This window comes from Kushneria sinocarnis (assembly GCF_003633775.1).
Lineage (GTDB): Bacteria > Pseudomonadota > Gammaproteobacteria > Pseudomonadales > Halomonadaceae > Kushneria > Kushneria sinocarnis.
Map to the genome: position 1 here is coordinate 118,914 of NZ_RBIN01000008.1, position 25,940 is coordinate 144,853.

Below are 25,940 nucleotides of genomic sequence, written 5' to 3' on the forward strand. Positions count from 1 at the left end.
GGGACGCATTCTGCGCCCTTGACGGCGATCACGGCAACGTTTCAGGGATCCCGTGGCAGCGCCGGCGTAGCCGCCGCCACCGGCAGGTTTGGCAGCAGCTGCTCCAGTGCGCCGGCCAGCTCGAACAGCTGGCGCTCATCGAAATCGCGGCCGAGCAGCGATACGCCCACCGGGATCCGGCTGTCGAGCGTGCCCATCGGCAGGGTAATCTCCGGAAATCCGGTCGCCGTGGCAATATACCCCAGCGCAAAGGGGTGCTGGCTATCACAGTCATATCCCTGCACCGACACCCCTTCGCGCGGCGGCGCCGCACACGCCTCGGTGGGAAAGATCAGTGCATCGAGCCTGTTTTCCTGCATGAAACCGCGAAGACGGTCGCGCAGTTTCGGCAGCCGGTGGGTCAGCACATCCAGATAGCGGGGCGAGCCTGCCATGCTCTCCTCCAGCCGCTCCTTCATGCCGCGGATGCGACTGATCGAGATGGGCGGTTCCTGCGAAGCACTGCCCGGCTGCTGCTGCCGGCGGTGATTGATGCGCTCGCAGCGCGCCAGCAGCTGCCTGAGATCATGAGGCTGGTGCTCTCCGAACTGGCGCAGATAACGCTCCAGCTGTGGCTCGAACTCGGCCTCGTGGACCGGCGCCACCACGCTCGGCCAGAGATCGTAATAGATTTCCCCCAGCCGCACATCGACCAGCCGGGCACCTGCATCCTCCATCTCGTGCAAGGCGCGGCCGAACCGCTGCTCGATGGCCGGATCGCCATGATCACGCTGTCGGATCACCCCGATCCGGGCCTGCTGCAACTGCTCTTGCGGAGATGGCGTCGCTCCCTCGCGGGGGCCTGTGAAGCGGGGAGGATGCTGCTGATTGACATTAGTGGCATCGTCGGCCTTGTCGGTGCCACTCATGGCTTCCAGCACCCAGGCCGCACCGGTGACGCTGCGGGTCAGCGGGGCCGGGGTATCGAAGGACAGCGCCAGCGGAATGACGCCATCGCGGGAGACCCGGCCCAGCGTGGGCCGCGCGGCCACCAGGCCGGCGGCATGCGCCGGTCCCCGGGCCGAGCCTTCGGTATCAGTGCCCACGGCAAAGGCCGCGAAATTGGCCGCCACCGCCGCCGCCGGGCCACTGCTGGAGCCGAGCACGCTGTAATCGGGATTGCGCGGATTGCGCGATACCCCGCCCAGCGAACTGTAACCGGGCTGACCGTAACTGGCGGCGAACTCGGTCATGTTGGCCTTGCCCAGCACGATGGCCCCGGCGTTCTGCAACCGTCTGACGAGGGTAGCGCTGTCTTCGGGCATGGCCGATTTCAGCGCCATCGAACCACCGGTGGTGGGGTGGCCGATGACATCGATATTGTCCTTGACCACGAACGGGATACCGTAGAGGGGGCCATGCGCCTGCTGATCGCGGCGCGCATCCAGCCGCCGGGCGCGCTCGAGCGCCTGTCGGTTGTGCTGGTGCAGGATGGCATTGATGTGCGGCCCCTGATCGTCATAGGCCCGCATGCGGCGCTGATAGAAGCGTACCAGCTCGGCCGAGCTGATCGCCCCGCTGTCCAGTGCTGCCTTCAGCTCGGGCAGGGTGGCGTTCAGCGGATCGAACCCCGAACCGGCCGCCACCGGGCCGGCATGCAGGAAACCGATGCTCGCCAGAACCATGAGCACTCCCCCCGGCAGTGCCCATCGACGCAGTCGCGCCAGTCGCATACGACCCTCCCCCGGGGTATGGCATGCGTGTATGTGCCAGAGATATCGACGCTGTCACTCGGTTATCCGGCGATATCGATGCCCAGGGTAACGAAAGGCACACTCTGATGCCAACCGGGGGGTGCCGGCAGGCGCGTGATGGCGCAATCGGCACAGCAGGAAGGTCGTCAGCCCGCCTCAAGGGTCTGCAGCAGATCGGGCAGGGCCGATTCGAGCCGCAGCGCCGGACTGCGACCACCACGCGGGGCGGTGGTCAGCCAGCCGGCCGCGGACAGGGCTGCGGCGCTGCGTCGAACCAGCGCATGCTCGATTTCAAAACGGCGCGCCAGCCGACCGGTATCCACGCCCGTTCGGCGCCCGTCGCCCGCATCCTGCTGCGCCTCGATCACGGCAGCGAGCAGCACCGCTTCCAGTGGCTGCAGCGCCGGCCGGGCTGCCAGAATCCGCCCGACCAGCGCCTCGAAGGCGGCCTCGTCTGCCATCAGGCCAGCCGTGCGCTCTTCTCCAGCCGAATCGCGACCGACTTGGAGGTCGGCGTATTGCTCTTCAGACCGACACTGTCGAGCGGAATCAGCGGGTTGGTTTCGGGATAGTAGGCTGCCGCACAGCCGGCCGGGGTATCATACTCCACCACCCGGAAGCCGTTGGCACGCCGCTCGCGGCCGTCCGCGGCATCGCCGATCAGGTCAACCCAGTCATTCTTCGCCAGCCCCAGGCGGGCCATGTCGGCACTGCTCAGAAAGACCACCCGCCGCGTGCCTTCGACCCCCCGGTAGCGGTCGTTGTAACCGTAGACGGTGGTGTTGTACTGATCGTGACTGCGCAGCGTCTGCAGCGTGACCCAGCCTTCGCGATCGCGCAGCTGCTGATGCATGATCGCCTCGGGCAGAGGCGCATCCGAGAACTCGGCGCACCCACTGGCGGTGGGAAACTCCCGCCGGGCGCCCGGATTGCCCAGCCAGAAGCCACGCGGCTGACGGACCCGGTTGTTGAAGTCGGCAAATCCCGGAATCACGGCGGCGATCTGCTCGCGAATGCGGTCGTAATCCTCGGCCAGCGACAGCCAGTCGACCACTTCGCTGCCCACGGCGCGATGAGCGATATTGGTCAGAATGGTAATCTCCGGGCGCAGATCCGGTGACGCCGGCTCGTGGATGCCGGCCGAACCGTGCACCATGCTCATTGAATCCTCGACCGTGATCAGCTGCGGCGCCCCATCGGCGCGACGGTCGATCTCGACCCGGCCCACGCACGGCAGGATCAGCGCATCGCTGCCGGTCACCAGATGGCTGCGGTTGAGCTTGGTGCTGATGTGCACGGTCAGGTTGCAGCTGGAGAGCGCTTCTTCACAGACTTCGGAGTCCGAGGTGGCGCGGGCGAAATTGCCCCCCAGTCCGATGAACACCTTCGCCCTGCCAGCGCGCATGGCACGGATGGCGTTGACGGTATCGACACCATGCTCACGCGGCATGGGGACGCCGTAGTAGGCCTCCAGCGCATCCAGCAGCGCCGGCTTGGGACGCTCGAAGATGCCCATGGTGCGATCACCCTGCACATTGGAGTGACCGCGTACCGGACAGGTGCCGGCGCCGGGCTTGCCGATGTTGCCGCGCAGCAGCAGGAAGTTGACGATCTCGCGGATCATCACCACCGAGTGCTGATGCTGGGTAATGCCCATCGCCCAGCAGCAGATGGTGGCATTGGAGCGGATGTAGACCTCGGCGGCCTGGGTGATCTCTTCCCGGCTCAGGCCGGACTGATCCTCGATCGCCTCCCATGACGTGGCCTCGACCGCCTGCTGCCAGCCCTCGAACCCGTGGGTATACTGCGCGATGAAGTCGTGATCGATGATGTTGCCGTCGCGCGCTTCCCGTTCGAACACCACCTTGGCCATGCCGCGAATGGCGGCCATGTCCCCGCCCAGATGGGGCCGGAAGTAGAGCGAACTGATGCGATGGCTGCCGCCGCGCAGCATTTCGAGCTTTTTCTGCGGATCGGCGAAGCGCTCCAGCCCGCGTTCGCGCAGGGTATTGAAGGCGACGATCTCGCAGCCGCGCTCGGCCGCTTCGCGCAGCGTGCCCAGCATGCGCGGATGGTTGGTGCCCGGGTTCTGACCGAAGGTAAAGATGGCCTCGGCCCGCTCGAAGTCATCCAGCAGCACGCTGCCCTTGCCGATCCCCAGTGACTCGCTCAGCGCGGTGCCGCTGGCCTCATGACACATGTTGGAGCAGTCCGGCAGGTTGTTGGTGCCGTACAGCCGGGCCAGCAGCTGAAAGACATAGGCCGACTCGTTGGCGGCCTTGCCGGAGGTATAGAACAGGGCCTGATCGGGATGATCGAGGGCCTTCAGATGTTCGGCGACCAGCGCATAGGCGTCCTCCCAGCTGACCGGCTCATAGTGGTCGGTCCGGGCGTTGTAGCGCATCGGCGAGGTCAGCCGGCCCTGATCCTCGAGACGGTAGTCGTCCCACTGTTTCATCTCGGCGACGCTGTAGCGCTCGAAGAACTTCGGCGTCACCCGCTTGGCGGTGGCCTCCCAGGTGACCGCCTTGACCCCGTTCTCGCAGAACTCGAACGAGGAGCCGTGCTCGGGATCCCCCCAGGCACAGCCGGGACAGTCGAACCCATCGGGCTGATTCATCTTCAGCAGCGAGCGCACATTGGCAAGCGGTGCCCGGCTGTGCCGGATGTGCTGGCCGACCGCGCGCAGTGCCCCCCAGCCGGCAGCCGGGTGGGTATATTGAAAGATGCGTTCCCTGGACATGTAACGTTACTCCGGTGAATCAGGCAGGCCGCCCGGGTCAGTGGTTGCCGCTGAGCAGGGTCAGGCGACGCCCCCGATGGCAGCAGATCAGGTTGAGCGCACACAGTCGGGCGATCTCCACCGCCAGGTTGGAAGGCAGCGACAGTGTGGCCAGAGTGGGTATATCGGCACGAACCGCCTTTTGCACCAGCTCCAGGCTGCAACGGCTTGAAATCAGTACCAGTGCCGGCCGCCGCCCCTCCCTCAGGCCGGCGCCGATGAGCTTGTCGAGCGCGTTGTGACGGCCGATGTCACGCCCGGTGCCGAGACGTGCGCCGTGCTCGTCCAGCGCCAGCGCCATGTGCATGCCGGGGCTGGCCAGCTCCTCGAGCCATTCGAGGGCAGCGTTGAGCCGGGGCACCGACGGGGGCGGCGTGGGCGGCAGCCGCCTGAGCCCCTCCAGCATCTGCGCCTCCTCGGCGCTGCCACAGCGGCCGCAACTCGAGGCCGAAGCCGTCACCCGACGGCGATCGGCGGCCAGCTGCTCGATGTGAGCCGGCACGGCCAGGCGGACTCGTACGCCGTGGCGGAGTCGATCCACGGTGATATCGCGCACCTGGGCGGTACGGGTGATCAGGCCTTCACTCCAGGCAAAGCCGAGTGCCCAGTGCTCGAGCGCTTCCGGCGTGGCAAGCACCGAAGCGAAGGCGGTGTCATTGAAGGACAGCGTGACCGGCTGTTCAACCGGCCCGGCCAGGGTATCGCTGGGGGTGGCGGTGGCATCCTCGAGCTCGGCGGGACGTTCATCGGCTCGTGATGCGGAGGCAACCTGCGAACGGGTGCAGGCAGTCATTGTGACCTCCCTCCGGGTTCTCGACCGCGGCATACGGGTCGAACCGGGTCATGGTGCAACATGGCGTTACATCATACCCGAGTCATCATCAGCCTGCTAATCGGTTAGCCATATCGTCTAATGAAAGAACCTGCATCAGGCCGGCAGACGCTGTGCCTGGAGCCAGTCACGCGCCTCCGACAGCGACTCGCAGACCCGGGTGGCAGCACTGAAGTCATGATCGCTGCTGTAGGCGTTGGGAATCGCCAGCACCTCGAGACCCGCCGCTGCAGCAGACATCACCCCGTGATGGGTATCCTCCAGCGCCACGGCCTGCGCGGCACTCAGCTGCATCTGCTCGAGCCCGCTCAGATAGCTTTCCGGATGCGGCTTGGAGTGGGTGACCTCGTTGCGGGTCACGATCGCCTCGAACCAGTGGGCCAGATCATGATGCTCGAGCGTCGGCATCAGCTCCTCGCGACCGCTTCCGGTAATCAGTGCCAGTCGCAGTCCCTGCTCACGTGCCCAGCCGAGGATCTCCGTGGCATGCGCCATCAGCGCAATGGGCTGCTCGCTGAAGCGCTGGCGGGTCAGCGATACCTTGGCCTGGATCAGCGTCTCGTCGGGGACCGTCAGACCGTGATCCTCGCGTACCATGGCGACACAGGTCGGCACCGGATTGCCCGAGTAGCGCCGCTTGTACTCCGCGTCACTGATTTCGACCCCGTACGGCGCCAGTATCTCGTTCCAGACGAGATGGTGCGCCCGTTCGGAATCCGCCAGTGTGCCATCGAAATCGAACAGCAGCCCTTCAAGCGCCATGGCTCTCTCCTCTCCCTGCGCCAGCATGAATCCGCGACCATAGCATACCCGCCAATCGCCGGGGTCATGCCCTGCCGCATCAGCGCACCTTTTGCTAGAATGAGAGTAGTTTTCATTTGTCATCGAGTCCGACGCGACTCCGGGAGACTCATGTTCGCCGCCTACTATCCCGAACGCTTCAGCGGCTACCGGGAAGCGCTGGTGCTGCGCAGTGAACTGCGGGCCTCGTCAGCTCCGGACAGGGTGATCGCCGGATCCGATCTGCTCGAACCGGACGTTCTCCAGCCACTGCTGGACCGCTTCGCCGGGGACCAGGGACTGAGCGATCCCCGGGCGATCGCCACCCAGTGGTCGAAACACTACCTGAGCCGGCTGCTCATCAGCGTGGTCATCATCGAACTGCGCCTCGACCGCCATCTGCCCACGGCTCTCGATGAGCTCGATATCGCCTTCGACGAACGCGGCATCGCCACTGCCTTCGGCCTGACCCACGCCGGCACGCAGAGTCTCGACAACGGCTGTGCCCGCTTCTGCAGCCTGATCTCTGCGCACATGACGCCGCTGATTGCCAGCCTCGCGCGTCAGGTGCGGCTTTCCCCCCGGGTGCTCTGGAGCAATGCGGCCGGATATTTCGAGTTCGTGGTGGGGGCCCTGGCGGAGTGCGATGACATCAGCGAGTGGCAGCTGAGTGGCGCGCGCGAAGTGCTCAAGCGACGCTGGCTGCCCGACCGTCAGCGCAACCCCTTCTATCAGCCGGTCGAGTACGTCGATACCGTGGACAACGCCGGTCAACCGGATATCTGGCGCTGCCGCCGCATGTGCTGCATGCGCTATCTGGATGAGTCACTCGGCGAATGCGGCAACTGCCCGCGCCTCAAGCCCCGTCGTGGCACGGAGGAGCGTCAGGCCGCCACGACCTGACGCCCGCGCCGGCTACGGGTCCCGGGCTTCGAGCGGACGCCACTCCACCGGCCCCGGGTCATCCCCGATATCGAACACCTCGCGGCCGGTCACGTGGTTGAGGATCACCGCCGAGCGCCACGCCATCAGCGAGAGCTGGGGCTCGGCAATGCCGTAGCGGGTCCGGCCGGCATTGACGGCATAGAGATGGTGCTGCGAAGGGCCATCCCAGTCGATCATGAAGTGATCACCCACCGTAATGCTGCCATCGTCATTGAGCGCCAGTCGCTCGCGCAGCGGCGCCATGCACTCCGGCAGACTGGACTGAAAGCCGGTGGCAAAGATCACCACATCGGCGTCGAAGCGCTCGCGGTCCCCGGTCAGGCCATGCTGGGTCCACAGCCGGAAGCCTTCGCCCACCGACTCCATGTCCACCGCCTCGCGATGCGGCAGCAGATGTGCCCAGCGCGGTTCGCCCAGCACATCGAAGCGGTGATAGAGCTGCTGGTGGATGTTCAAAAGTGCCGCCGGGGTAATCCCGTCACTGGCATATTTCTGCGCCAGTACCTCGCGTTGGCGCGTGGCGTCATCGAGCTCGGTAAACCAGTTGGTATAGTCCGGCGTGAAATACTCGTTGGTAAAGGCCGTTTCATCCAGCGGCTGGAAATTGCGCCGCCGTGACAGCCAGTGCAGCGATGCCGGCGTGCCCCAGTGGCCGTTGAGGGCATTGATGAAGATATCCGCACCGCTCTGCCCGCCGCCGACAATGACCACTCGCTGCCGGCTGAAATCGCGGGAGCGGTGGGCAATGTTTTCGGCATGCAGGCAGCGCGGTCCCGTCAGGGGCTCGGCAAAGGCCGGCAGCCAGGGTCGCTTGCCGGTCCCCAGACAGAGGTGGCGGGCACGATGGCTGCCGTGATCGGTGACCAGGCGGAAGTGGTCATCGACGAAATCGACCTCGCGCACGCCGCAGCCCAGCGAGACATTGGGCAGGTGCTCTGCCACCCAGCGCAGGTAGTCCGAAAATTCGGCGCGGCTGACCGTCGACAGTTCGGCGTTGAGAAAGCGGTAAAAGCGCCGGTGCGCGACCAGATAGCTGAGAAAGCTGTGCGGGCTGGTGGGTGCCACACCGGTCACCAGATCCTTCAGGAAGCCGGTCTGCAAATGGGTATCCGGCAGCAGCATGCCGCCGTGCCAGACATAATCACGCTGGCGATCGAAGAACTGCGCCGTGAACGATGGCACATGGCTGTCGGCCAGTGCCGCGATGCTGAGATTGAAGGGGCCGGCCCCGATTCCAGCCAGATCGAGACGGCGCTCGTCATGCAACGGTTCACTCATGAGGTATACGATCCCCGCCCTGGCTCTGGTGGCGTTCTCCCGGACCGAACGGCCGGCTGGCGCGGGTCACAAGCGCCAGCGGATTGTCGATCTCGTAATCCATGTCGGGCAGCATGCGGCCCGCGGCGCCCTCGGCATCGTGCAGGAACTTCGAGCGGTTGAGCCCCAGCCGCAGGATGCGCGGCCGGAACAGGCTGAACTGCGCAAACCGCTCGGCCATGTCGGAATGACGCGCCATGTAGGTTTCCAGCACCTCGGCACAGAGCTGATAGAAGCGCCGCTCCGAGATCCCGACCGCCGGAGCCAGCGGCGCCACAAAGCGCAGCAGGGTGACGAAGTGCCCGGTCTGCAGATCATGGATCAGCTTGTCGGCCGGCAGCCGCACGGTCACCTCGAGCAGTTCGCGCGGCAGGTCGGCGGCTTCGGGGAAATCCTCGTCGATCAGACGCAGGTCTCCCTGGAAATCCTTCAGTGCCAGCCGGTGCGGCAGGCCGTCGCGCAGGATCAGGGTCAGGTTCTGGCCATGGGCGATGATGGTCATGCCGTAGCGGCACAGCAGGTGGTACATGGGGATCAGCGTCGCCTCGAACAGCCGCGACAGCCAGAGTTCCGGATCGCAGTCGGCAGCATCGATATAGGCCGCCAGCCAGGGCCTGCCATCGGCATCGCTCTGCATCAGCTCCGCCATCAGCAGCGCCTGCTCATTGCTGCCGACGCGGGGCATCAGCCCTTCCCGCCAGATCACCCCGCACAGCTCACGGTAGCGATAGGGGGCGCCGGGCAGCCGGGCATACTGATCGTGCTCGAGTACCGCCGAGGCCGGCTCGGCCAGAATCTCCAGCCCGGCACGCACGAACTCGTCATCGTCGCCGGCGCGCGCCCTGAGCCAGTGCGATACGGCCGGCCCGGCCAGCATGTAGCGGCCCGGAATGCCGCGATAGCTCGAGGTATTCATGATCGACAGCGGCAGCTTGACGTCATACGTCCCGGCGCGGTCGCGCTCGCTGACGTTGGTCAGGGTCCGCAGCGACTGCTGGGCGATGAACTCGTCCCCGAAACTGCCCAGGTGAATCATTTCACCGCGCCCGATGTCGCCGGCATGCAGCATGGCCAGCATCTGCTGCCACTGCCAGGGGTGGACCGGCATCAGCGCGAACTGCTCGATCCGGTAGCCGGTTTCGGCCACCCGGCGGGCCAGCGTCGCACGCAGCTCGGCCAGCGCATCCTCGTCGAGCACCGAAGCCAGCAGTCGGTCGCTGTCCACCGCTTCGCCGCCGGACTGCAGACGCGCGCGCAGAATTGCGACCCAGTCCAGCCGGATACGCTCGCCGTACTCGGGCGCGTAGGCGCGCAGCGCCTGCAGCCCCCAGCCGCGCCGACCCTTGTTGAACAGGAACTTGGGATGACCATCCAGCAGCGCCTGGCGCTCCGCCTCGGGCAGGCCGATGGCGCGATCGGCCGGCAGCTGCCGGTGCGCCTCGATCAGCTCGCAGTCGGCGCGCAGGGTATTGAACAGATCCTCCAGCGACTCCGCCAGCCGGGCATCATCCATGCCCAGTCCCGGACCGAGCGCCAGCAGCAGATCGGCCGCCTCCATGCGCGCATCCTCGGGAGGGGTGAGCGAGTCGATATCGATCAGCAGCTGCCCCCACAGGTTGAGCTGGGCGAGAAAGGTCCAGCGACCGCGCGGGTCGGCATCCAGCGCGAAGTCGTACTGCTGCTCGCTGCCCATGGCGCCCAGATCGTCGAACACGCAGGGCGTGGAGAGCTCGACGATCGCCAGCACCTGCTCATAGGCCAGCTCGCTGATCATCTTGGCGATCAGCGCGCGATTGGCCGCCTCCCAGTGACGACGGAGCGCGACATCCGCCACGGCGCGTTCGGAAAGCTCATCCATCACATCACCTCACTGAAGAACCGTGGGCGCCAGCCCATGACCAGCGCCGCACGCTTGTCGGGCAGATCGAATTCGCGCTGCCGGAACAGGCCCAGCCGCTCCAGATGTCGAAACAGCCGCTCGTTGGAGGCCGCGGGCTCCAGCACCAGCCGGCCGGTCCGCGGTTCGGCCAGATAGGCGTAGTGCTGCAGCCCGCTCAGCCAGGCAGTGACGAAGTCGGCACCGCGAAAGTGCTCTTCGCCCACCAGCACGTGCAGGCCGCGATCGAAGCCCTGCCAGACATACCAGGGCGCGATGACGTCCTCCGCCGCCCAGTAGAGTTCGAAATAGCCGAACGGCTCACCATCGAACTCGCCGATTAGCCCCAGCCGATGCGGCTGCGCCAGGCGATGGGTGAACCACTCGGCCAGCTCCTCGCGCGGACGCGCCTGCTCCCAGAATCGCGCCACCCGCGGGTTGTTCATCCAGCCCACCAGGCGCTCGAGATCGCATTCGAGTTCGACGGTGCGCAGGGTAAAACGGCGCCCGAGCTGCAGATTGAAGCGTTCGTAGACTCGCCCCTCCGGGTTGAGCGGGCGCTCGGCGCGGCCCAGCTCGCTATCGAAGCGGGTTTCGGGACGATCATGATGCAGCCAGTGCCAGGGGTACTGGTAGAAGCCCTCCCGCGGGATGCGCGGCGCCCCGAAGAGCTCACACAGCATCTGCCAGTGTGGTCGATCACGCCAGGCGTCTTCCAGCACCAGCGTGGTCAGCTGCGGATTGAGCGCAAAGGCCGCATCGAGCGCCTCCACCGGATCCAGCGATTCGATCAGGGGCAGGCGCGCTGCGCCATCACCCAGCGCAGCCGGCTCGATGCCCTTGAGCGGATTGTCCATGGCAGCCCGGGTCACGGTCATGCAGCGGTCTCCAGCAGCGGATTGGGAATATCGATATAGATCCGGGCGGGATCATCGAGCGTGGACTCGTTGATGCCGGCCAGATAACAGAAGAAGTTGCCTTTCACCTCGAGGGTCGGCGAATGCAGCAGATGCTCGAGCAGCGCATGGTCCCCCTCGAGGGTGGCCGAGAGGTGCTCCAGATGATGGCGCAGGCTCGCCAGCAGACGATGCTCATCGATCAGGCCATCCTCGGCCAGCGCTCCGGTCACCGCCATGGTCGAGTTGATCAGCACATAATAGGGGAAGTAGCGCCGCAGCATCGCTGTACTGATGCGATGATCGTGACTCACTTCGGCGCCGGGACGGCGCTCGAAAAAGCGCGCCGTGACCCCGCTGCCCTGGCAATCGCGGTAATCGGTGGCCACCGGCAGCCCGTCGTCCAGGCGCAGCACGATGTTCTGCTGATGCGCCAGCAGCACGATCCCCTCCTCGACCACCAGCCGCAGCAGTGGCGTCAGCACCCGCTCGCAGAATGCCCTGAACCAGTCGAGCGCGGCGCCATCAGGCGCCATCCCGGTCACCCGGGCGTAGTGCTGTACCCGGGCGGCCAGCAGGGTCGTACCCTCGCCATCCAGCCGCTGGGTCAGGGTGGCCAGTACCGAGCGCTCGGCCGCCGGGTCGATGATGCCGTTTTCACGCAGCAGCATCAGGCTCGCCTCGTCGACCCTACCCTGCTCATCGTACCAGCCGAGCCAGGCGGGCTCCTGCATCAGCTCAAAGTGCGCCGTCAGCGTCTCCGGCAGCGCCCGCCACCAGCGGTCCAGCCGCAGGCCACGCGCTACCTCGCCTTCATGCAGCTCCCGCACCGAATTGGTCAGGCGCGCCGACAGCGATCCCTTGAGCTGCCACTGCGCTCCGGGAACGTACAGCGAACGGTGCGAGGAGGTCGGCGCCCAGCGTTGCCCGCTCTCCCCCAGCCGGATCAGCCGACCCGCAGCCACCCGGGCGCGGATGGCATCGCGCTGCATCATCTGCTCGGCCTGCCAGGGGTGCATCGGCAGCGCCACAAAACCGGCCGGCACCTCGGCCGCCAGCGAGGCCGGCAGCAGCGTCGCCATCAGTGCCGCCGCAGTGTCGTCGCGGCTGGAATCGCTCACCGCCAGCTCCGGCGCCACGGCCCACCAGACCAGATGAAAGGTGGCACGGTACTCGGGGCAGTACGCCTGTGCCTGACGAGTGGTGAAGGGCGCCCGCGACTTGGGCGCGGGATGAAAATCGTGCCCCGTCAGCAGACCCTGTTCGGCCTGCAGGAAATTCAGCGGGCCCTGCCCCAGTTCGGCCAGATCATCGCGCCGGGCCAGTGAGTCGGCAATGTTGTGGTGACTCTCCTGCACCCGCTCGATGAAGCTCCGGCGCAGCGTCTCATCGACCTCTTCGAACAGCGGCGATTCGCTCATCAGCCGCCTGATCGCCCCGGTGAAGGAGATCTCCCGGAGTGCGCCATCCGCGGCGGCCACCTGCAGTGGCAGGGCCAGCCGGCAGCGGCCGTTGCGACTGCGATGGCGCAGCGTCACGCACAGCTGCTCCCCTGCCGTCAGCGGCAGTCGCACGACACCACCCGAGCCGGTGGTGGCCGGCAGGAACTGCCAGTCGGCGGTTTCACGCAGCAGCGCATTGAAAAAGCTCGTGGCCGCGAGCAGATCGGGGTCCGGCGCCAGCGCCATGTTGCAGAATCTCCTTGTCAGTTTCGAGACAGGGCGTCACTCACCGGCCCGGCGCGCATCGCGTGCGATCGGCCAACCGAGAAGAGCGCCACAGCCACAGGCCGCCAGTGCCAGCGGCAGCAGGCTCGTGGCCGGCGCCAGCGCCACGATGGCCGTCGCCATGCCATATCCCAGGGTATGCATCATGCCCATGAGCCCGGAACCCGCGCCCTGCCCCTGCAGCTGGCCGGCCCGGCTATTGTAGCCCGGCACGGCCAGCGCGATGCCGATACTGGTCGCGATCGTGCCCAGCGCCAGCCAGAGTGCGGTATGCGCCAGGGTCAGCAGCAGTGTGCCGAGCAGGGCGGCCAGAATGCCACCGGCCACCAGCCCCGGCCACGGCAGCCGTCGTCGGCGTACGGCCAGCAGCTGCACCAGCAGACTGCCCAGGGCGCCCAGCGAGAGCATGATCCCCATCAGATGGCTGGCACGATCAGGGGTGATCGCCAGCCGATGCTGCAGCGCATCCGGCAATCCCAGCTGCATCAGGGAGAGTGCCATCGATACGGCCAGCGCCAGACCGATATAGGGCCACAGCTTCCGGTTGAGCCGACGCCCGCGCCACGTGGCCGGGGCAGAGGAAGCATGCAGGTCACGCCCGGGATCGGCCACCCCGGCCACCAGTAGCATCGCCAGCACACCGGCCATGACCATGATGACGAACGGGGCATAGAACGACAGTCCCAGACTGGCACCGGCGACCAGCGGGCCCATCAGCCGGCCGGTCGACAGGCCGGCACTGATGGCCGCCAGCGCCCGGGAGCGCTGGTTTTCCGGCTCCAGCGCCACGGCCCAGCGCTGACAGCCGGGCACCATGCCCGCCACGGTCAGGCCGTAGATCACCCGGGCCATGGCCACCACCGAGATCAGTGTCAGCCCCTGCAGCAGGCCGGCCATCGAGGCTGCCAGGGCAGAAGCCACCAGCGTGAAACTGACGATATAGCCGACCAGCGCCTGCAGCACGACCGGTCGGCTGCCGTGCCGATCACTGAAACGGCCCCAGAAGGGGCTGCCGACCACGAACAGCATCGAGCCCAGCAGCAGCAGTCCCGCCCACTCTTCCAGCGCCAGCCCGGAGTGGGCGACCAGCATCGGCAGGGCCACCAGAAAGCCGTTCTGTCCCAGCCCCAGCAGCGCTGCCGCAGCGCTGATACGCCAGACGGCCAGTCGCTGACCGGACGATCGGGGTACATCCGGCATCATGGCGCCACAGGAATTTGCAAAGGGTAAAGCATGACTCGCGTCTACCGGTTGACCCGACTGTCACGGTATAAAGCCGACAGCCGGGCGTCGTTCATGGAGCAAGCGTAGCCCCCGCGACCGAAAGCACCAACGGAACACTTCGGTCGATGACTGAATGATTCTGATAATACTTCTCATTAACAACCAAGTAAATCATTTCCTCCTTTCCCGGGTATCATCCGGTACCCGCTACTCACCGGAAAACGGCCAGCGCCGGCCGGCCATGGGCGCCCTGGACGGCGAGCGGGCGACGCGGCAGGCTGACCCTCACCGATCGAAGGGATTGAAACGCAATGCACCAGGAACACATGGATTTCGAACTGCATCCACAGCTGGCCACCGACAGCCTGCTGATTCGCGAACTCGCACTATCCCAGTGGCGCCTGATGAACGACGCCCGCTTCATCTGGACACTGCTGATTCCCCGGCGTCCGGAGATCCGGGAGAGCTTTCAGCTGCCTTCGCCGGAACGTGATCAGCTCTGGCGGGAGGTCGATGCCGTGGGCGCGGCGCTGCACGGGGCCTTCCCTGCCGACAAGGTCAACATCGGCGCGCTGGGCAACAGGGTGGCGCAGCTGCATGTGCATGTGCTGCTGCGCCACCGGGAGGATGCCGCCTGGCCCGGCCCGGTCTGGGGCCACGGCCAGCCGGAGCCCCTGAGCGAGGCCCGGCGCGATGAGCGGCTGGCCGCCCTTGAGAAGCTGTCACTGGACGACATCTGAGCCGGGATGGCCGAAAACGCCCTCGCCCAGCCGCTCGTGAATGGCCGTCATGAGATTGTCCAGCTCGGGCGGTGCCAGTGCCTGACTGCCACTATGGGCGGTTACCGAAAGAAGGGTACCGCCGACCTGCGCGCTGACCCGGGCGTTCAGCGTCAGAGGCGGCCGCCGGGGATACTCCGCGGTCAGGCGCCCCAATGCGCGATCCCCGTGGAGAATGACGAAACCCTGCTCGATCAGGGTCGCCTGGGTGGCCTTCAGTACCTGTTGTGGAGCAGCCCGGAAAGACGCTATCCGGGGTTCGGACGGCAGCGTGGCGGTCGCACAGCCATACAGCAGCCAGCCGACCATCAGCAGCAGCCCGCCATGGCGGAGCAGTCGCCCGAGCGCTGTCAATGCACGCTTCATGTCGCGGGCTCCACGGTATGGTGGGCGGTCTGCAGCTGCTCGTCGATCGACTGATGCAGGCGCTGACAGAAGTCCTCCGGCAGCTCGAGGTCGCGATAGCGCACATAACCGTCGGGCATGACCACCGACACCTCCCGGGTGACGGCCAGCGCCGGATCGGCAGCCGTGCCGGCAGTCTCGTCGACCGGGGCCACCGAGACCCGCTCCAGCCTGACAGGGTCCCCTTCGAATACGCCCCAGGGGCTGTGATAGCCGCCAAAGCCGGCGCCGAACCCGAAACCGTGCCGATAGCGCCCGCCCCAGCCGGTCACATAGGGCTCATCGACCGCCCCCAGCCCCGGCATCGAGGTGCGCCGCTCGGCTGTCACCAGCCCCAGGTCGGCATCGGTATTGCGCACCTGATAGCCCATCGACTCCAGCGCACCGGCCGCGGCCGATACCTGCTGCAGCCGGGAGCCCGGATGCGGCTGCCGACAGCTGGCGGGCAGCACCTGGCTGCCCGCGAAAGCCAGCGGGTCTTGAGTGCGATAGGCGGCACAGCCGCTCATCCCGGCCAGCACCCCGAGCAGCAGAAGGATCCATGCGTCACGCATCGCGTTTCTCCCGGCAGATGGCCCCGGCGCTCCGACGATTTGTCACCGGTGGCTTCAGCATGGCAGCTCGATCGCCCGCTGCCCATACACCCTTCGCCATCCGGGGTCGCGGGGACCCGGAAAGGGGCACGGGAAGCGCCCCGGTGGACGCTTTTGTATAAACGCCTGCCATGAGCCCGGGCTACTCAAACGTTGACACGTCATCTATGGTGGAGATGTCAATTCGCACGTCGTGTATACTGCGTTTCAATAAGATATAATTATCGTCTATAACCCTTAAACAGGATGTCTTCCTTATGGCAGAAGCCGAAAAGCCTACCAAGGCGGGGATCAATCCGCCCGTCTTCTACCCTTCTGCAGCAGTAATCCTGGCGTTTGTACTGTTTGGTGTGATTACGCCGAGCACTGCGGGCAAGGTATTCAATGCTGCCCAAGGCTGGATTATCGATACCTTTGGATGGTTCTACCTCCTGTCCATGGGTATTTTTCTGATCTTTTCATTGGTGATGGGGCTTTCCCGCTACGGTCAGTTCAAGCTGGGCCCCGATCATAGCGAGCCTGAGTTCAGTTATGGCTCATGGTTTGCAATGTTGTTTTCGGCCGGCATGGGGATCGGCCTGATGTTCTACGGCGTGGCCGAGCCGGTCATGCACTACGCCAACCCGCCTCTGGGTGAAGGGGAAAGTGCCGCTGCGGCCAAGCAGGCCATGCAAACCACTTTCTTCCACTGGGGCCTGCATGCCTGGGGTGTGTATATTGTAGTGGCCCTGTCGCTGGCCTATTTCGGCTTTCGCCACGGTCTGCCGCTGCGGATCAGCTCGGCGCTCTATCCGCTGATCGGTAAACGTATCTATGGCCCCATCGGTCATACCGTGGATGTGTTCGCTGTATTCGGCACCATGTTCGGCGTGGCGACTTCGCTAGGCCTCGGGGTTCTGCAGGTCAACTCCGGCCTGAACTATCTGTTTGACGTCCCGCAGAACATCTTCGTGCAGTTCATTCTGATCGCTGTCGTCACCGTCATGGCCACCACCTCGGTGGTACTCGGTCTGGATGGCGGCATCCGCCGTCTGTCGGAGTGGAACCTGTGGCTGGCGGTCGTTCTGCTGGCTTTTGTACTGATCGTGGGCCCGACCCTGTTCATCTTCCAGTCGCTGGCCCAGAACATCGGTAACTACTTCTCCTCGGTGGTCAGCGACACTTTCAACCTCTTTGCCTATACCGGCAACAGTGATACTGACAGCTTCCTGAGCAGCTGGACCCTGTTCTATTGGGCCTGGTGGATTGCCTGGTCGCCCTTTGTCGGCATGTTCATCGCGCGTGTATCGCGTGGTCGTACCATCCGCGAATTCGTCATGGGTGTACTGTTCGTTCCGGCAGGCGTGACCTTTATCTGGCTATCAGTCTTCGGCGATACCGCCCTGCACGGCATCATGAGCGGCGCTGCCGACAATCTGATCAGCCAGGTTCAGGCTAATAGCTCGACGGCACTTTTCCACTTCCTGGATCGCTTCCCGCTGGCCTGGATTTCGTCGATCATCGCCACCGTGCTGGTCGTAACCTTCTTCGTGACCTCGTCGGACTCCGGTTCGCTGGTCATCGACATGCTGACGTCCACGGATGGCGAAGAGTCGCCCACCTGGCAACGGGTTTTCTGGGCGGTCTCCGAAGGTATTGTGGCCTTTGCGCTCCTGCTTGCGGGCGGTCTTTCTGCATTGCAGGCCGCATCGCTGATGTCAGCACTGCCTTTTGTGTTCATCCTTCTGGCAGTCTGTTACGGACTGTTCAAGGCATTGCGTATAGAAGCGCTCAAGCAGGACAGCATGCGCCATATGATGAATACGCCCAGCAACGTCTCCCGTGTCGGCAGCGGCGGTGCCGAACGCGGCGATTACTGGCAGGATCGCCTGCAGACGCTGGTTTCTTCGCCGCGCCGTCAGCAGGTCAACAAGTTCCTGCATGAAACAGTAGCGCCTGCCATGAAGGAGGTCTGTCAGGAGTACGAGAACCAGAATCTCGAAACTTCGGTGAGCGAAGAGGACGACCGCTGCTATCTGCGGGTCGGCCATGGCGAAGAAATCGATTTCGTTTATGGCGTGCGGGTACGCTCCTATGCCCCACCCTCTTTCACGCTCAACAGCGTGCGGCGCAACACCAGCAACGAGAAGCGCAGTCACTATCGTGCCGAGGTGTTCCTGCGTGAGGGTGGCCAGCAGTACAACATCATGGGCTACTCCAAGCAGCAGGTGATCGGGGATATCCTCGACCAGTACGAGAAGCACCTGCACTTCCTGCATCTGATCCGCTGATTTCAGGCGGCATCACTTTCTCCAGCCCGCGGCCCTGCCGCGGGTTTTTTTATGCCCGTATCCGGCCCTCTCCGGTTGCGGCAGGAGGCAGGAGCGGGTGTTATCCTGGAGGAAGCATTCGATGATCAAAGCGAGCGAGCCCATGCACATTCTGATTGCCCCCGACAGTTTCAAGGATGCCCTCTCTGCCCGCGAGGCGGCCGAAGCGATACGCCGGGGACTTGCGCGTGCCCTGCCGGATGCCGAGCTGACCGCCTGTCCGCTGGGCGATGGCGGCGAAGGCACGCTCGAGGCCGTGCTGGCCGCTACCCGGGCCGAACGGCGCGAATGCCGGGTACACGATGCCCTGGGCCGTCCGCGTCAGGCCGGCTGGGGGTGGATCGGAGAAAGTCGCACTGCCATCGTCGAGCTGGCCGAGGCGAGTGGTCTGCAGCATCTCGCCCGCGAGGAACGTGATGCCACCCGGGCCTCGACCTTCGGCGTCGGCGAACTGATCCTGGAAGCCCTGGATGAGGGCGCCGAACATCTGGTCCTGACGCTGGGCGGCAGCGCGACCAACGATGGCGGGACCGGCATGATGACGGCCCTGGGCATGCGCTTTCTGGATGCCGATGATCAGCCGCTGCCGCCGGGAGGCGGCGCACTGGACCGGCTGCACCGGATCGACGATACGCAGCTCGACCCGCGGCTGGCCGGGCTGACCATGGAAGCGGCGGTCGACGTCGACAATCCGCTGTGCGGCGCGCGCGGGGCGAGCGCCATCTTCGGCCCGCAGAAGGGCGCCGACGCCGGGACCATTCATCATCTCGATCACGGCCTGGCCCGGCTTGCCGACTGCATGGCGGAGCGGCTCGAGCGCGATCCGCGCAACGACCCCGGCGCGGGCGCGGCCGGGGGCATGGGCTATGCCGCACTGGCCTTTTGCGGCGCCCGGCTCAGACCCGGCATCGAACTGGTAATGGAAACGGTCGGCTTCGATTCACTGCTGCAGCTGGCGGATCTGGTGATCACCGGTGAAGGCCAGCTCGACGGCCAGAGTCTGGCCGGCAAGACCCCGATCGGGGTTTCCCGGCGGGCTTGCCGCGACGGCATCCCGACGGTGGCGCTGGTCGGTCGACTCGGAGAAGGCTGGCAGGCCGTACATGAAGAGGGCATGACCGCCGCCTTCGCGCTGGCCGATGGGCCGCTGTCACTGGATGACGCCCTCTCCCGCTGCACCGAGCTGCTGACCGATCGCGCCGAATCGGTCGCACGCCTGTTCACCGCCCGTCCGGCCTGAATCCGGCGCACGCAGCACCTGCACCGGGTCAGCAGGTTCAGACCTGCCACCCGGTGATCCTGCCACTGAAGGCCGGCGCAAGACGCTCCTTCACGCAGGCCTTTTTTATATTGAACCCCTGATCAGAAACCGGACAACACATTGCCAATCGTCCGGCCACTGTCAGGCCATCATGACAGCCTGCCTGCCGTAACCTCCGGCTGTCACTACCGATTTACGGGCACCCTTCGTGAAGCAAAACGGCCACGACAATGTCATTAACATGACAGAAAAGGGAGAATTACCGGATACGATCCGACTCTTCCCTGAGGCGTTATTTCACCATTGGTGTGCATCCGCATTGCATTATGCACCAGTAACAGGGCATTTTCTCAAACGCTAGATTCGCCCTCCGGCCGCGCGGTGACAGCGTTCATTCCACGATAACTGAACGATCGTTCAGTCCAGTAACTTCCACCCTCTACAGATCAGGCACCGTATAGCGTCACCAGTCTCCGGGTCAATCCGATCCGGTCACGGCTGTATTCGTGCGGCTCATTTTCAACTTTTTTCGGATTCATTCTGACGCGGAAAAAGACGCTTCTCATGGGCACTTGCGTCATTTTCGAGGTTGCCAAACCGTGATCCGGTGCCTACGGGGGTATTGAATTCCCCGAAAACCTTATCCAGGTTAAGAAACGTTCCTCGGTCGTGCTGCGGGATGAATTCTGACGGAAGCATCATCTTCGGGCCCACCCTCACTCGGGGAACAGGACACATCAATTTCATCCGGGCTGCCGCGGCTGTGACAGGGCCGGCACCGGACAGCAGGTCGCAACAAGCGCAACACAGGCAGGCCGAGCCGGTTCGGTGCGATTCCGACCGTGCCGTGGAGTGGGCCCATGGGTCCGATCCGGGAAACATTGTGCCCTGCCGATCGCGATCCGCTGTCCCGGCCGGAGCACGGCGGACATCGCCACAGTCCAACAACCCGGAAAGGAGACTTCGATGGCCACAGCAGAAAAACAGCAGTTCGGCAGCGATCCGGTCGCCTGTCGCGATTCGGAGCACTATCAGCAGGAGTACATCGAGGGATTCGTCGACAAGTGGGATCAGCTCATCGACTGGGAGAGCCGGGCCGAGAGCGAAGGCGATTTCTTCATCGATGTGCTGCGCCGTCGCGGCGCGCGCAAGGTACTGGATATCGCCACCGGCACGGGTTTTCACTCCACGCGCCTGATCGAGGCCGGCTTCGAGGTGGTCAGCTGTGACGGCAGCCCCGAGATGCTCTCCAAGGCCTTCGAAAACGGTCGACTGCGGGATCACATCCTGCGCACCGTGCAGGTCGACTGGCGCTGGCTCAATCGCGACATCCACGAGCACTTCGATGCCATCATCTGTCTGGGCAACTCCTTTACCCACCTGTTCTCGGAAAACGATCGCCGCAAGGCGCTGGCCGAGTTCTACGCCACCCTCAAGCATGACGGCCTGCTGATCATCGATCAGCGCAACTACGATGCCATGCTCGATCACGGCTACTCCAGCAAGCACACCTACTACTACTGCGGCGACAACATCTCGGTCTATCCCGAATACATCGACGAGGGGCTGGCGCGCTTTCGCTACAACTTCCCCGACGAGTCGGTCTACTACCTCAACATGTTTCCGCTGCGCAAGGAGTACCTGCGCCGGCTGCTGCGCGAGGTCGGCTTCCAGAAGGTCACCACCTACGGCGATTTCCAGCAAACCTACCGCGACACCGAACCCGACTTCTTCATTCACCTGGCCGAAAAGAGCTACGACACCGGCGGCAGCAGCGAAGAGCGTTACACCGCCGCAGGCGAGAAGGCGCGCGAGTATTACAACAGCCGCGACGCGGACAACTTCTACCACACCTTCTGGGGTGGCGAGGATATCCACATCGGGCTCTACACCACGAAAGACGAATCGGTCTTTGACGCCAGCCGACGTACCGTGGACCGCATGGCCGCCTCTATCCCCGGGCTGGGCCGGGAGTCGAAGGTGCTCGACATCGGCTCCGGTTACGGCGGCTCCGCTCGGCATCTTGCCGGTACCTACGGTTGCCGGGTGACCGGCCTCAACATCAGCGAAACCGAAAACGAACGCGGCCGGGAAGCCAATCGTGCCCAGGGGCTCGATCAGCTGGTCACGATCATCGACGGCAGCTTCGAGGATCTGCCCTTCGAGAACAACGCCTTCGATGTGGTCTGGTCACAGGATGCCATCCTGCACAGCGGCAACCGTCGCCGCGTGCTCGAGGAGGTGGTCCGGGTGCTTCGCCCCGGTGGCCACTTCATGTTCAGTGACCCGATGCAGACCGACAACTGCCCTGCTGGTGTACTGCAGCCGATCCTCGATCGCATTCACCTCGACACCCTCGGCTCCCCCGGTTTCTATCGCGAGACGCTCGGTGAACTGGGGCTCGAGGAAGTCTCCTTCGAAGAGCACTCCGACATGGTGGCCCGGCACTACGGGCGCATTCATGACGAGCTCACCGCCCGCGAGCAGGAGATGGCCCGCGCCATCAGCCAGGACTATACGATCCGCATGAAACAGGGTCTGCAGCACTGGGTGGATGGTGGCAACAACGGCCATCTCGCCTGGGGTTTCTTCCTGTTTCGCAAACCCGCCTGACGACACTGCACCAACGCCCCTGCCGGCCGCTGCCGGGAGAGGCCCGGGCGGCCGTGTCCGCGGATCACGTCGTCAGTCATGGGCACGGCCTCATTCGATAACGAGACCACAGAGAGTCGAACCACATGGGTAAACAGCATCTGTTCACTTCCGAGTCCGTCTCCGAAGGGCATCCGGACAAGCTGGCCGATCAGATCTCCGATGCGATCCTCGACGCCGTACTGGCCGAGGACAAAAATGCCAAGGTGGCCTGCGAAACCCTGGTCAAGACGGGGTTGACCATCATCTCCGGTGAGCTGACCACGACCGCCAGCGTGGACTACGAGGATCTGGTGCGTCGCACCATCAACGACATCGGCTACGACAACCCCGAGGTTGGCTTCGATGGCGATCTCTGCGCCGTGATCAACGCCATCGGCAAGCAGTCGCCGGATATCGCCCAGGGCGTGGATCGCTCGAAGCCCGAGGATCAGGGTGCCGGCGACCAGGGGCTGATGTTCGGCTACGCCTGCAACGAGACCGACGTACTGATGCCGGCGCCGATTACCTACTCGCACCGTCTGGTCGAACGTCAGAGCCAGCTGCGCCGCAATGGCACCCTGGACTGGCTGCGCCCCGACGCCAAGAGCCAGGTCACCTTCCGCTACGACGACGGCAAACCGGTCGGGGTCGATACCGTGGTGCTCTCCACCCAGCACGCCGACAGCATCTCCGAGGGCAATCTCCGGGAAGCCGTCATGGAGGAGATCATCAAGCCGGTGCTGCCCGGGGAGTGGCTCGATCGCAATACCCGCTATCACATCAACCCGACCGGCAACTTTGTGATCGGCGGGCCGGTGGGCGACTGCGGTCTGACCGGGCGCAAGATCATTGTCGATACCTATGGCGGCATGGCCCGCCACGGCGGCGGTGCCTTCTCCGGCAAGGATCCTTCCAAGGTCGATCGCAGTGCCGCCTATGCCTGCCGCTACGTGGCCAAGAATATCGTCGCCGCCGGGCTGGCCGAGAAGTGCGAAATCCAGGTCTCCTATGCCATCGGCGTAGCCGAACCCACCGCGGTCACCATCGACACCTTCGGTACCGGAAAGATTGCCGAAAACAAGCTGGAAGAGCTGACCCGCGAGTTCTTCGATCTGCGTCCCTACGGCATCCTGCGGATGCTGGATCTGCAGCGTCCCATCTATCAGCCGACAGCCGCCTACGGCCACTTCGGGCGTGAGCACGCCGCCTTCAGCTGGGAGCGCACCGACCGGGCCGAACAGCTCAGATCCGCCGCGGGCCTCTGAGCCCGTCGGGGTCTGCGCCGAGGAGCGCTGCAGCCGGTTCGACCGGCCAGGCTCGGCAGCAGAAGCCACCCCCTTACCTTGCCAACAACGGCGCTCGGCTTTCATTTTCATCAGGGAGTGAAACCATGAACGCTGTAGCCGAAGCAGTGAAGGAAGATTTCAAGGTCGCCGATCTGTCACTGGCCGACTGGGGCCGCAAGGAAATGAAGATCGCCGAGACCGAAATGCCGGGGCTGATGGCACTGCGCGACAAGTACGGCACCGACAAGCCGCTCAGGGGCGCGCGCATCGCCGGATCACTGCACATGACTATCCAGACCGCGGTACTGATCGAGACCCTCAAGGAGCTCGGTGCCGAGGTGCGCTGGGCATCGTGCAACATCTACTCCACTCAGGATCACGCTGCCGCCGAGATCGCCCGCTCCGGCATCCCGGTCTTCGCCTGGAAGGGTGAGAGCACCGAAGAGTACTGGGAGTATACCCACGCCATCATGGACTGGCATGACGGCGGCACCCCGAACATGATTCTCGATGATGGCGGTGATGCCACCACGGTCGTTACCCTGGGGGCGAAGGCCGAACAGAACCCCTCGGTGCTCGACAATCCGGGTAGCGACGAGGAGAAGGCCCTGTTTGCCGCCATTCGCAAGCGCCTCGAGGAGAAGCCGGCCGGCTACTACCAGAGGCTGCGGGACGCCATCCGGGGCGTTACCGAGGAGACCACCACCGGGGTCAACGGCCTCTATCGGCTGGCGCGCAACGGTGAACTGCCCTTCCCTGCGATCAACGTCAATGACTCGGTGACCAAGTCCAAGTTCGACAACCTCTATGGCTGTCGCGAATCGCTGGTCGACGGCATCAAGCGCGCCACCGACGTGATGATCGCCGGCAAGATTGCCGTGGTGGCCGGCTACGGTGATGTCGGCAAGGGCTCGGCTCAGAGCCTGCGCGGTCTGGGCGCCACCGTCTGGATTACCGAAATCGACCCGATCTGCGCCCTGCAGGCGGCCATGGAGGGCTTTCGCGTGGTGACCATGGACGAGGCCGCCGACAAGGCGGATATCTTCGTCACCGCCACCGGCAACTTCCGGGTCATCACCCATGAGCACATGAAGGCCATGAAGGACGAGGCAATCGTCTGCAACATCGGTCACTTCGACAACGAGATCGACGTGGCCAGCCTGCGTCAGTACGAGTGGGACACCATCAAGCCGCAGGTGGATCACATCACTTTCCCCGACGGCAGGAAGATCATCCTGCTGGCCGAGGGTCGGCTGGTAAACCTGGGCTGCGCCACCGGCCATCCCAGCTTCGTGATGTCCAACAGCTTCACCAACCAGGTGCTGGCGCAGATCGAGCTGTTCCAGCACAACCGCGACGGCCGCTATCAGCAGGAGGTCTACGTGCTGCCGAAGAAGCTCGACGAGGAAGTCGCCGCGCTTCATCTGGAGAAGATCGGCGCCTCGCTCACCGAGCTCTCGGCCTGGCAGGCGGAGTACATCGGGGTGGCCACCGAAGGCCCCTACAAGCCGGAACACTACCGCTACTGAGAGAGCGTCAGCCGCGTGCAGGCGGGCCACTGTCCTGTTCGCGGCCCCTGACCGGCGAAGCCCGGACCCGTGGGTCCGGGCTTTCTGCGTTGCCGCTCAGGCGGCGCCCTCCGCCACATGCCGCTGAATGGCGCCGGGGGTGGTCCACCACAGCAGCCCGCGGTCGCGGTAACCTGCCAGGGTGTCGAGCAGGGCGCGCAACCGGCGCAGCCGGAACGGCTGACCGACGATATAGGGGTGCAGGGCGATCCCCATCACCAGGGGCTGATGACGCGCCTGTTCGAGCAGCTCGTCGCACTGATCGTGCACCATGGTGACGAACTCCCCCATGCTGACGCGATGCGGCACGATGGTGGGGATGTCATTGAGCTCCTGGGGATAGGGAATCGACCAGAGTGCGCCATGCGTGGTCGCCATGCGCCCGGGGCGCTCGTCATGCGCCCAGTTGAGGGTATAGTCGAAACCGCACCCCGCCAGCAGATCGGGGGTGTGCTTGCTCTCGGAGATCCAGGGTGACAACCAGCCCTTCGGTGCCCGGCCGTAGCGCTCGGTCAGTCGTTGCTGGCAGGACTCGATCAGTGCCTGCTCGTCCGCCCGCGCCAGCTGCCCCTGGCGCTCGGCATTGGTATGCCCGTGCGCGATGATTTCATCGCCGCGCGCCTCGAAGGCATCGAGCAGTGCCGGGCAGTGATCGAGAATGGCGGTGTTGGCGATCGCTCCCACCGACAGCCCCAGGGTGTCAAACAGCTCCAGACAGCGCCAGGCGCCGACCCGGTTGCCGTACTCGCGCCAGCCGTAGTTGAGCACATCCGGCTCGCCCTCCGGGGCCGGCGGCGCGATACCGGCACCGCGCCCGCAGCCGAAGGCGAAATGCTCGAGATTGAACCCGATGTAGACCGCAAGCCCTGCCCCGTTCGGCCAGCGCCAGCGATCCCGATCGGTGATCGGTCGATAGTCAAAGCGACCATGATGACGCGGTGGTGGCGGCATGCAGCGCTCCCTGCCAGTGGATGCCGCCGCACCGGCGGCAGG

Annotated in this window: 20 protein-coding genes and 1 riboswitch; of the genes, 7 read left to right on the forward strand and 13 right to left on the reverse strand. The window is 64.9% G+C overall.

All coding sequences use genetic code 11. The features are described from left to right. Positions 1-41: 41 nt before the first annotated feature. The 5 genes from C7446_RS13815 to C7446_RS13835 all read right to left on the reverse strand — a co-directional run bounded on the left by C7446_RS13815 (position 42) and on the right by C7446_RS13835 (position 6,109). Positions 42-1,664: an amidase gene (locus C7446_RS13815; protein ID WP_170150095.1), complete on the reverse strand. Its 1,623-nt coding sequence runs from the start codon at positions 1,662-1,664 to the stop codon at positions 42-44. 215 nt (positions 1,665-1,879) lie between these two features. Then, complete coding sequence (locus C7446_RS13820) at positions 1,880-2,194, reverse strand: hypothetical protein (protein ID WP_121173710.1); 315 nt, start codon at positions 2,192-2,194, stop codon at positions 1,880-1,882. Then, positions 2,194-4,476, reverse strand: a complete 2,283-nt coding sequence (locus C7446_RS13825; protein WP_121173711.1) for an FdhF/YdeP family oxidoreductase — start codon at positions 4,474-4,476, stop codon at positions 2,194-2,196. The genes C7446_RS13820 and C7446_RS13825 overlap by 1 nt, the downstream gene beginning before the upstream one ends. A gap of 37 nt (positions 4,477-4,513) precedes the next feature. After that, positions 4,514-5,308, reverse strand: coding sequence for a formate dehydrogenase accessory sulfurtransferase FdhD (locus C7446_RS13830; protein ID WP_121173712.1), 795 nt, complete (start codon positions 5,306-5,308; stop codon positions 4,514-4,516). A gap of 135 nt (positions 5,309-5,443) precedes the next feature. Next, entirely contained in the window at positions 5,444-6,109 is a 666-nt protein-coding gene (locus tag C7446_RS13835; protein WP_170150096.1) for an HAD family hydrolase, read from the reverse strand. A gap of 150 nt (positions 6,110-6,259) precedes the next feature. Here C7446_RS13835 and fhuF point away from each other — a divergent pair, with 150 nt between their 5' ends. After that, entirely contained in the window at positions 6,260-7,030 is a 771-nt protein-coding gene (fhuF, locus tag C7446_RS13840; RefSeq protein ID WP_170150097.1) for a siderophore-iron reductase FhuF, read from the forward strand. Positions 7,031-7,042: 12 nt separating this feature from the next. Here fhuF and C7446_RS13845 read toward each other — a convergent pair whose 3' ends face one another. The 5 genes from C7446_RS13845 to C7446_RS13865 are packed head-to-tail and all read right to left on the reverse strand — an operon-like array spanning position 7,043 to position 14,091. Further along, the gene (locus C7446_RS13845) at positions 7,043-8,350 is read right to left on the reverse strand and encodes a lysine N(6)-hydroxylase/L-ornithine N(5)-oxygenase family protein (protein ID WP_121173714.1); all 1,308 of its coding nucleotides are present in this window, start codon (positions 8,348-8,350) and stop codon (positions 7,043-7,045) included. Further along, complete coding sequence (locus C7446_RS13850; protein ID WP_121173715.1) at positions 8,343-10,247, reverse strand: IucA/IucC family protein; 1,905 nt, start codon at positions 10,245-10,247, stop codon at positions 8,343-8,345. Before C7446_RS13850 ends, C7446_RS13845 begins: the two co-directional genes overlap by 8 nt. Continuing rightward, positions 10,247-11,143 (reverse strand): GNAT family N-acetyltransferase, encoded by an 897-nt coding sequence (locus C7446_RS13855; RefSeq protein ID WP_121173716.1) that lies wholly within the window; start codon positions 11,141-11,143, stop codon positions 10,247-10,249. Before C7446_RS13855 ends, C7446_RS13850 begins: the two co-directional genes overlap by 1 nt. Beyond that, positions 11,140-12,849 carry an IucA/IucC family protein gene (locus C7446_RS13860; RefSeq protein ID WP_121173717.1) on the reverse strand — a complete coding sequence of 570 codons (1,710 nt, stop codon included), beginning with the start codon at positions 12,847-12,849 and terminating at the stop codon, positions 11,140-11,142. Before C7446_RS13860 ends, C7446_RS13855 begins: the two co-directional genes overlap by 4 nt. A 36-nt stretch (positions 12,850-12,885) precedes the next feature. Continuing rightward, positions 12,886-14,091, reverse strand: coding sequence for an MFS transporter (locus C7446_RS13865; protein ID WP_121173718.1), 1,206 nt, complete (start codon positions 14,089-14,091; stop codon positions 12,886-12,888). Positions 14,092-14,423: 332 nt separating this feature from the next. Here C7446_RS13865 and C7446_RS13870 point away from each other — a divergent pair, with 332 nt between their 5' ends. Then, positions 14,424-14,852 carry an HIT family protein gene (locus C7446_RS13870; RefSeq protein ID WP_245977854.1) on the forward strand — a complete coding sequence of 143 codons (429 nt, stop codon included), beginning with the start codon at positions 14,424-14,426 and terminating at the stop codon, positions 14,850-14,852. Here the strand turns inward: C7446_RS13870 and C7446_RS13875 are convergent. Together C7446_RS13875 and C7446_RS13880 are read right to left on the reverse strand one after the other, a co-directional pair. After that, complete coding sequence (locus C7446_RS13875) at positions 14,835-15,257, reverse strand: hypothetical protein (RefSeq protein ID WP_121173719.1); 423 nt, start codon at positions 15,255-15,257, stop codon at positions 14,835-14,837. The two genes, C7446_RS13870 and C7446_RS13875, sit on opposite strands and share 18 nt — an antisense overlap. Beyond that, positions 15,254-15,850: a hypothetical protein gene (locus C7446_RS13880; protein WP_121173720.1), complete on the reverse strand. Its 597-nt coding sequence runs from the start codon at positions 15,848-15,850 to the stop codon at positions 15,254-15,256. The genes C7446_RS13875 and C7446_RS13880 overlap by 4 nt, the downstream gene beginning before the upstream one ends. A 296-nt stretch (positions 15,851-16,146) precedes the next feature. On the opposite strand from C7446_RS13880, the gene C7446_RS13885 reads away from it, so the two are divergent. The 5 genes from C7446_RS13885 (at position 16,147) to ahcY (ending at position 24,908) form a co-directional block, all read left to right on the forward strand. Then, on the forward strand, positions 16,147-18,159 hold the full coding sequence (locus C7446_RS13885) for a BCCT family transporter (protein WP_121173721.1): 2,013 nt from the start codon (positions 16,147-16,149) through the stop codon (positions 18,157-18,159). Between the two features lie 142 nt (positions 18,160-18,301). Further along, positions 18,302-19,438, forward strand: coding sequence for a glycerate kinase (locus C7446_RS13890; RefSeq protein WP_121173765.1), 1,137 nt, complete (start codon positions 18,302-18,304; stop codon positions 19,436-19,438). Between the two features lie 987 nt (positions 19,439-20,425). Continuing rightward, positions 20,426-22,072: a glycine/sarcosine N-methyltransferase gene (locus tag C7446_RS13895; RefSeq protein WP_121173722.1), complete on the forward strand. Its 1,647-nt coding sequence runs from the start codon at positions 20,426-20,428 to the stop codon at positions 22,070-22,072. 125 nt (positions 22,073-22,197) lie between these two features. After that, complete coding sequence (gene metK, locus C7446_RS13900; RefSeq protein WP_121173723.1) at positions 22,198-23,358, forward strand: methionine adenosyltransferase; 1,161 nt, start codon at positions 22,198-22,200, stop codon at positions 23,356-23,358. Between the two features lie 13 nt (positions 23,359-23,371). Then, positions 23,372-23,461: riboswitch (S-adenosyl-L-homocysteine riboswitch) on the forward strand. A 22-nt stretch (positions 23,462-23,483) separates the two neighbouring features. Then, positions 23,484-24,908 carry an adenosylhomocysteinase gene (gene ahcY / locus C7446_RS13905; RefSeq protein WP_121173724.1) on the forward strand — a complete coding sequence of 475 codons (1,425 nt, stop codon included), beginning with the start codon at positions 23,484-23,486 and terminating at the stop codon, positions 24,906-24,908. Between the two features lie 96 nt (positions 24,909-25,004). On the opposite strand, the gene C7446_RS13910 is transcribed toward ahcY, so the two are convergent. Beyond that, positions 25,005-25,898 carry a polysaccharide deacetylase family protein gene (locus C7446_RS13910; RefSeq protein ID WP_121173725.1) on the reverse strand — a complete coding sequence of 298 codons (894 nt, stop codon included), beginning with the start codon at positions 25,896-25,898 and terminating at the stop codon, positions 25,005-25,007. Between the last annotated feature and the right edge of the window lie 42 nt (positions 25,899-25,940).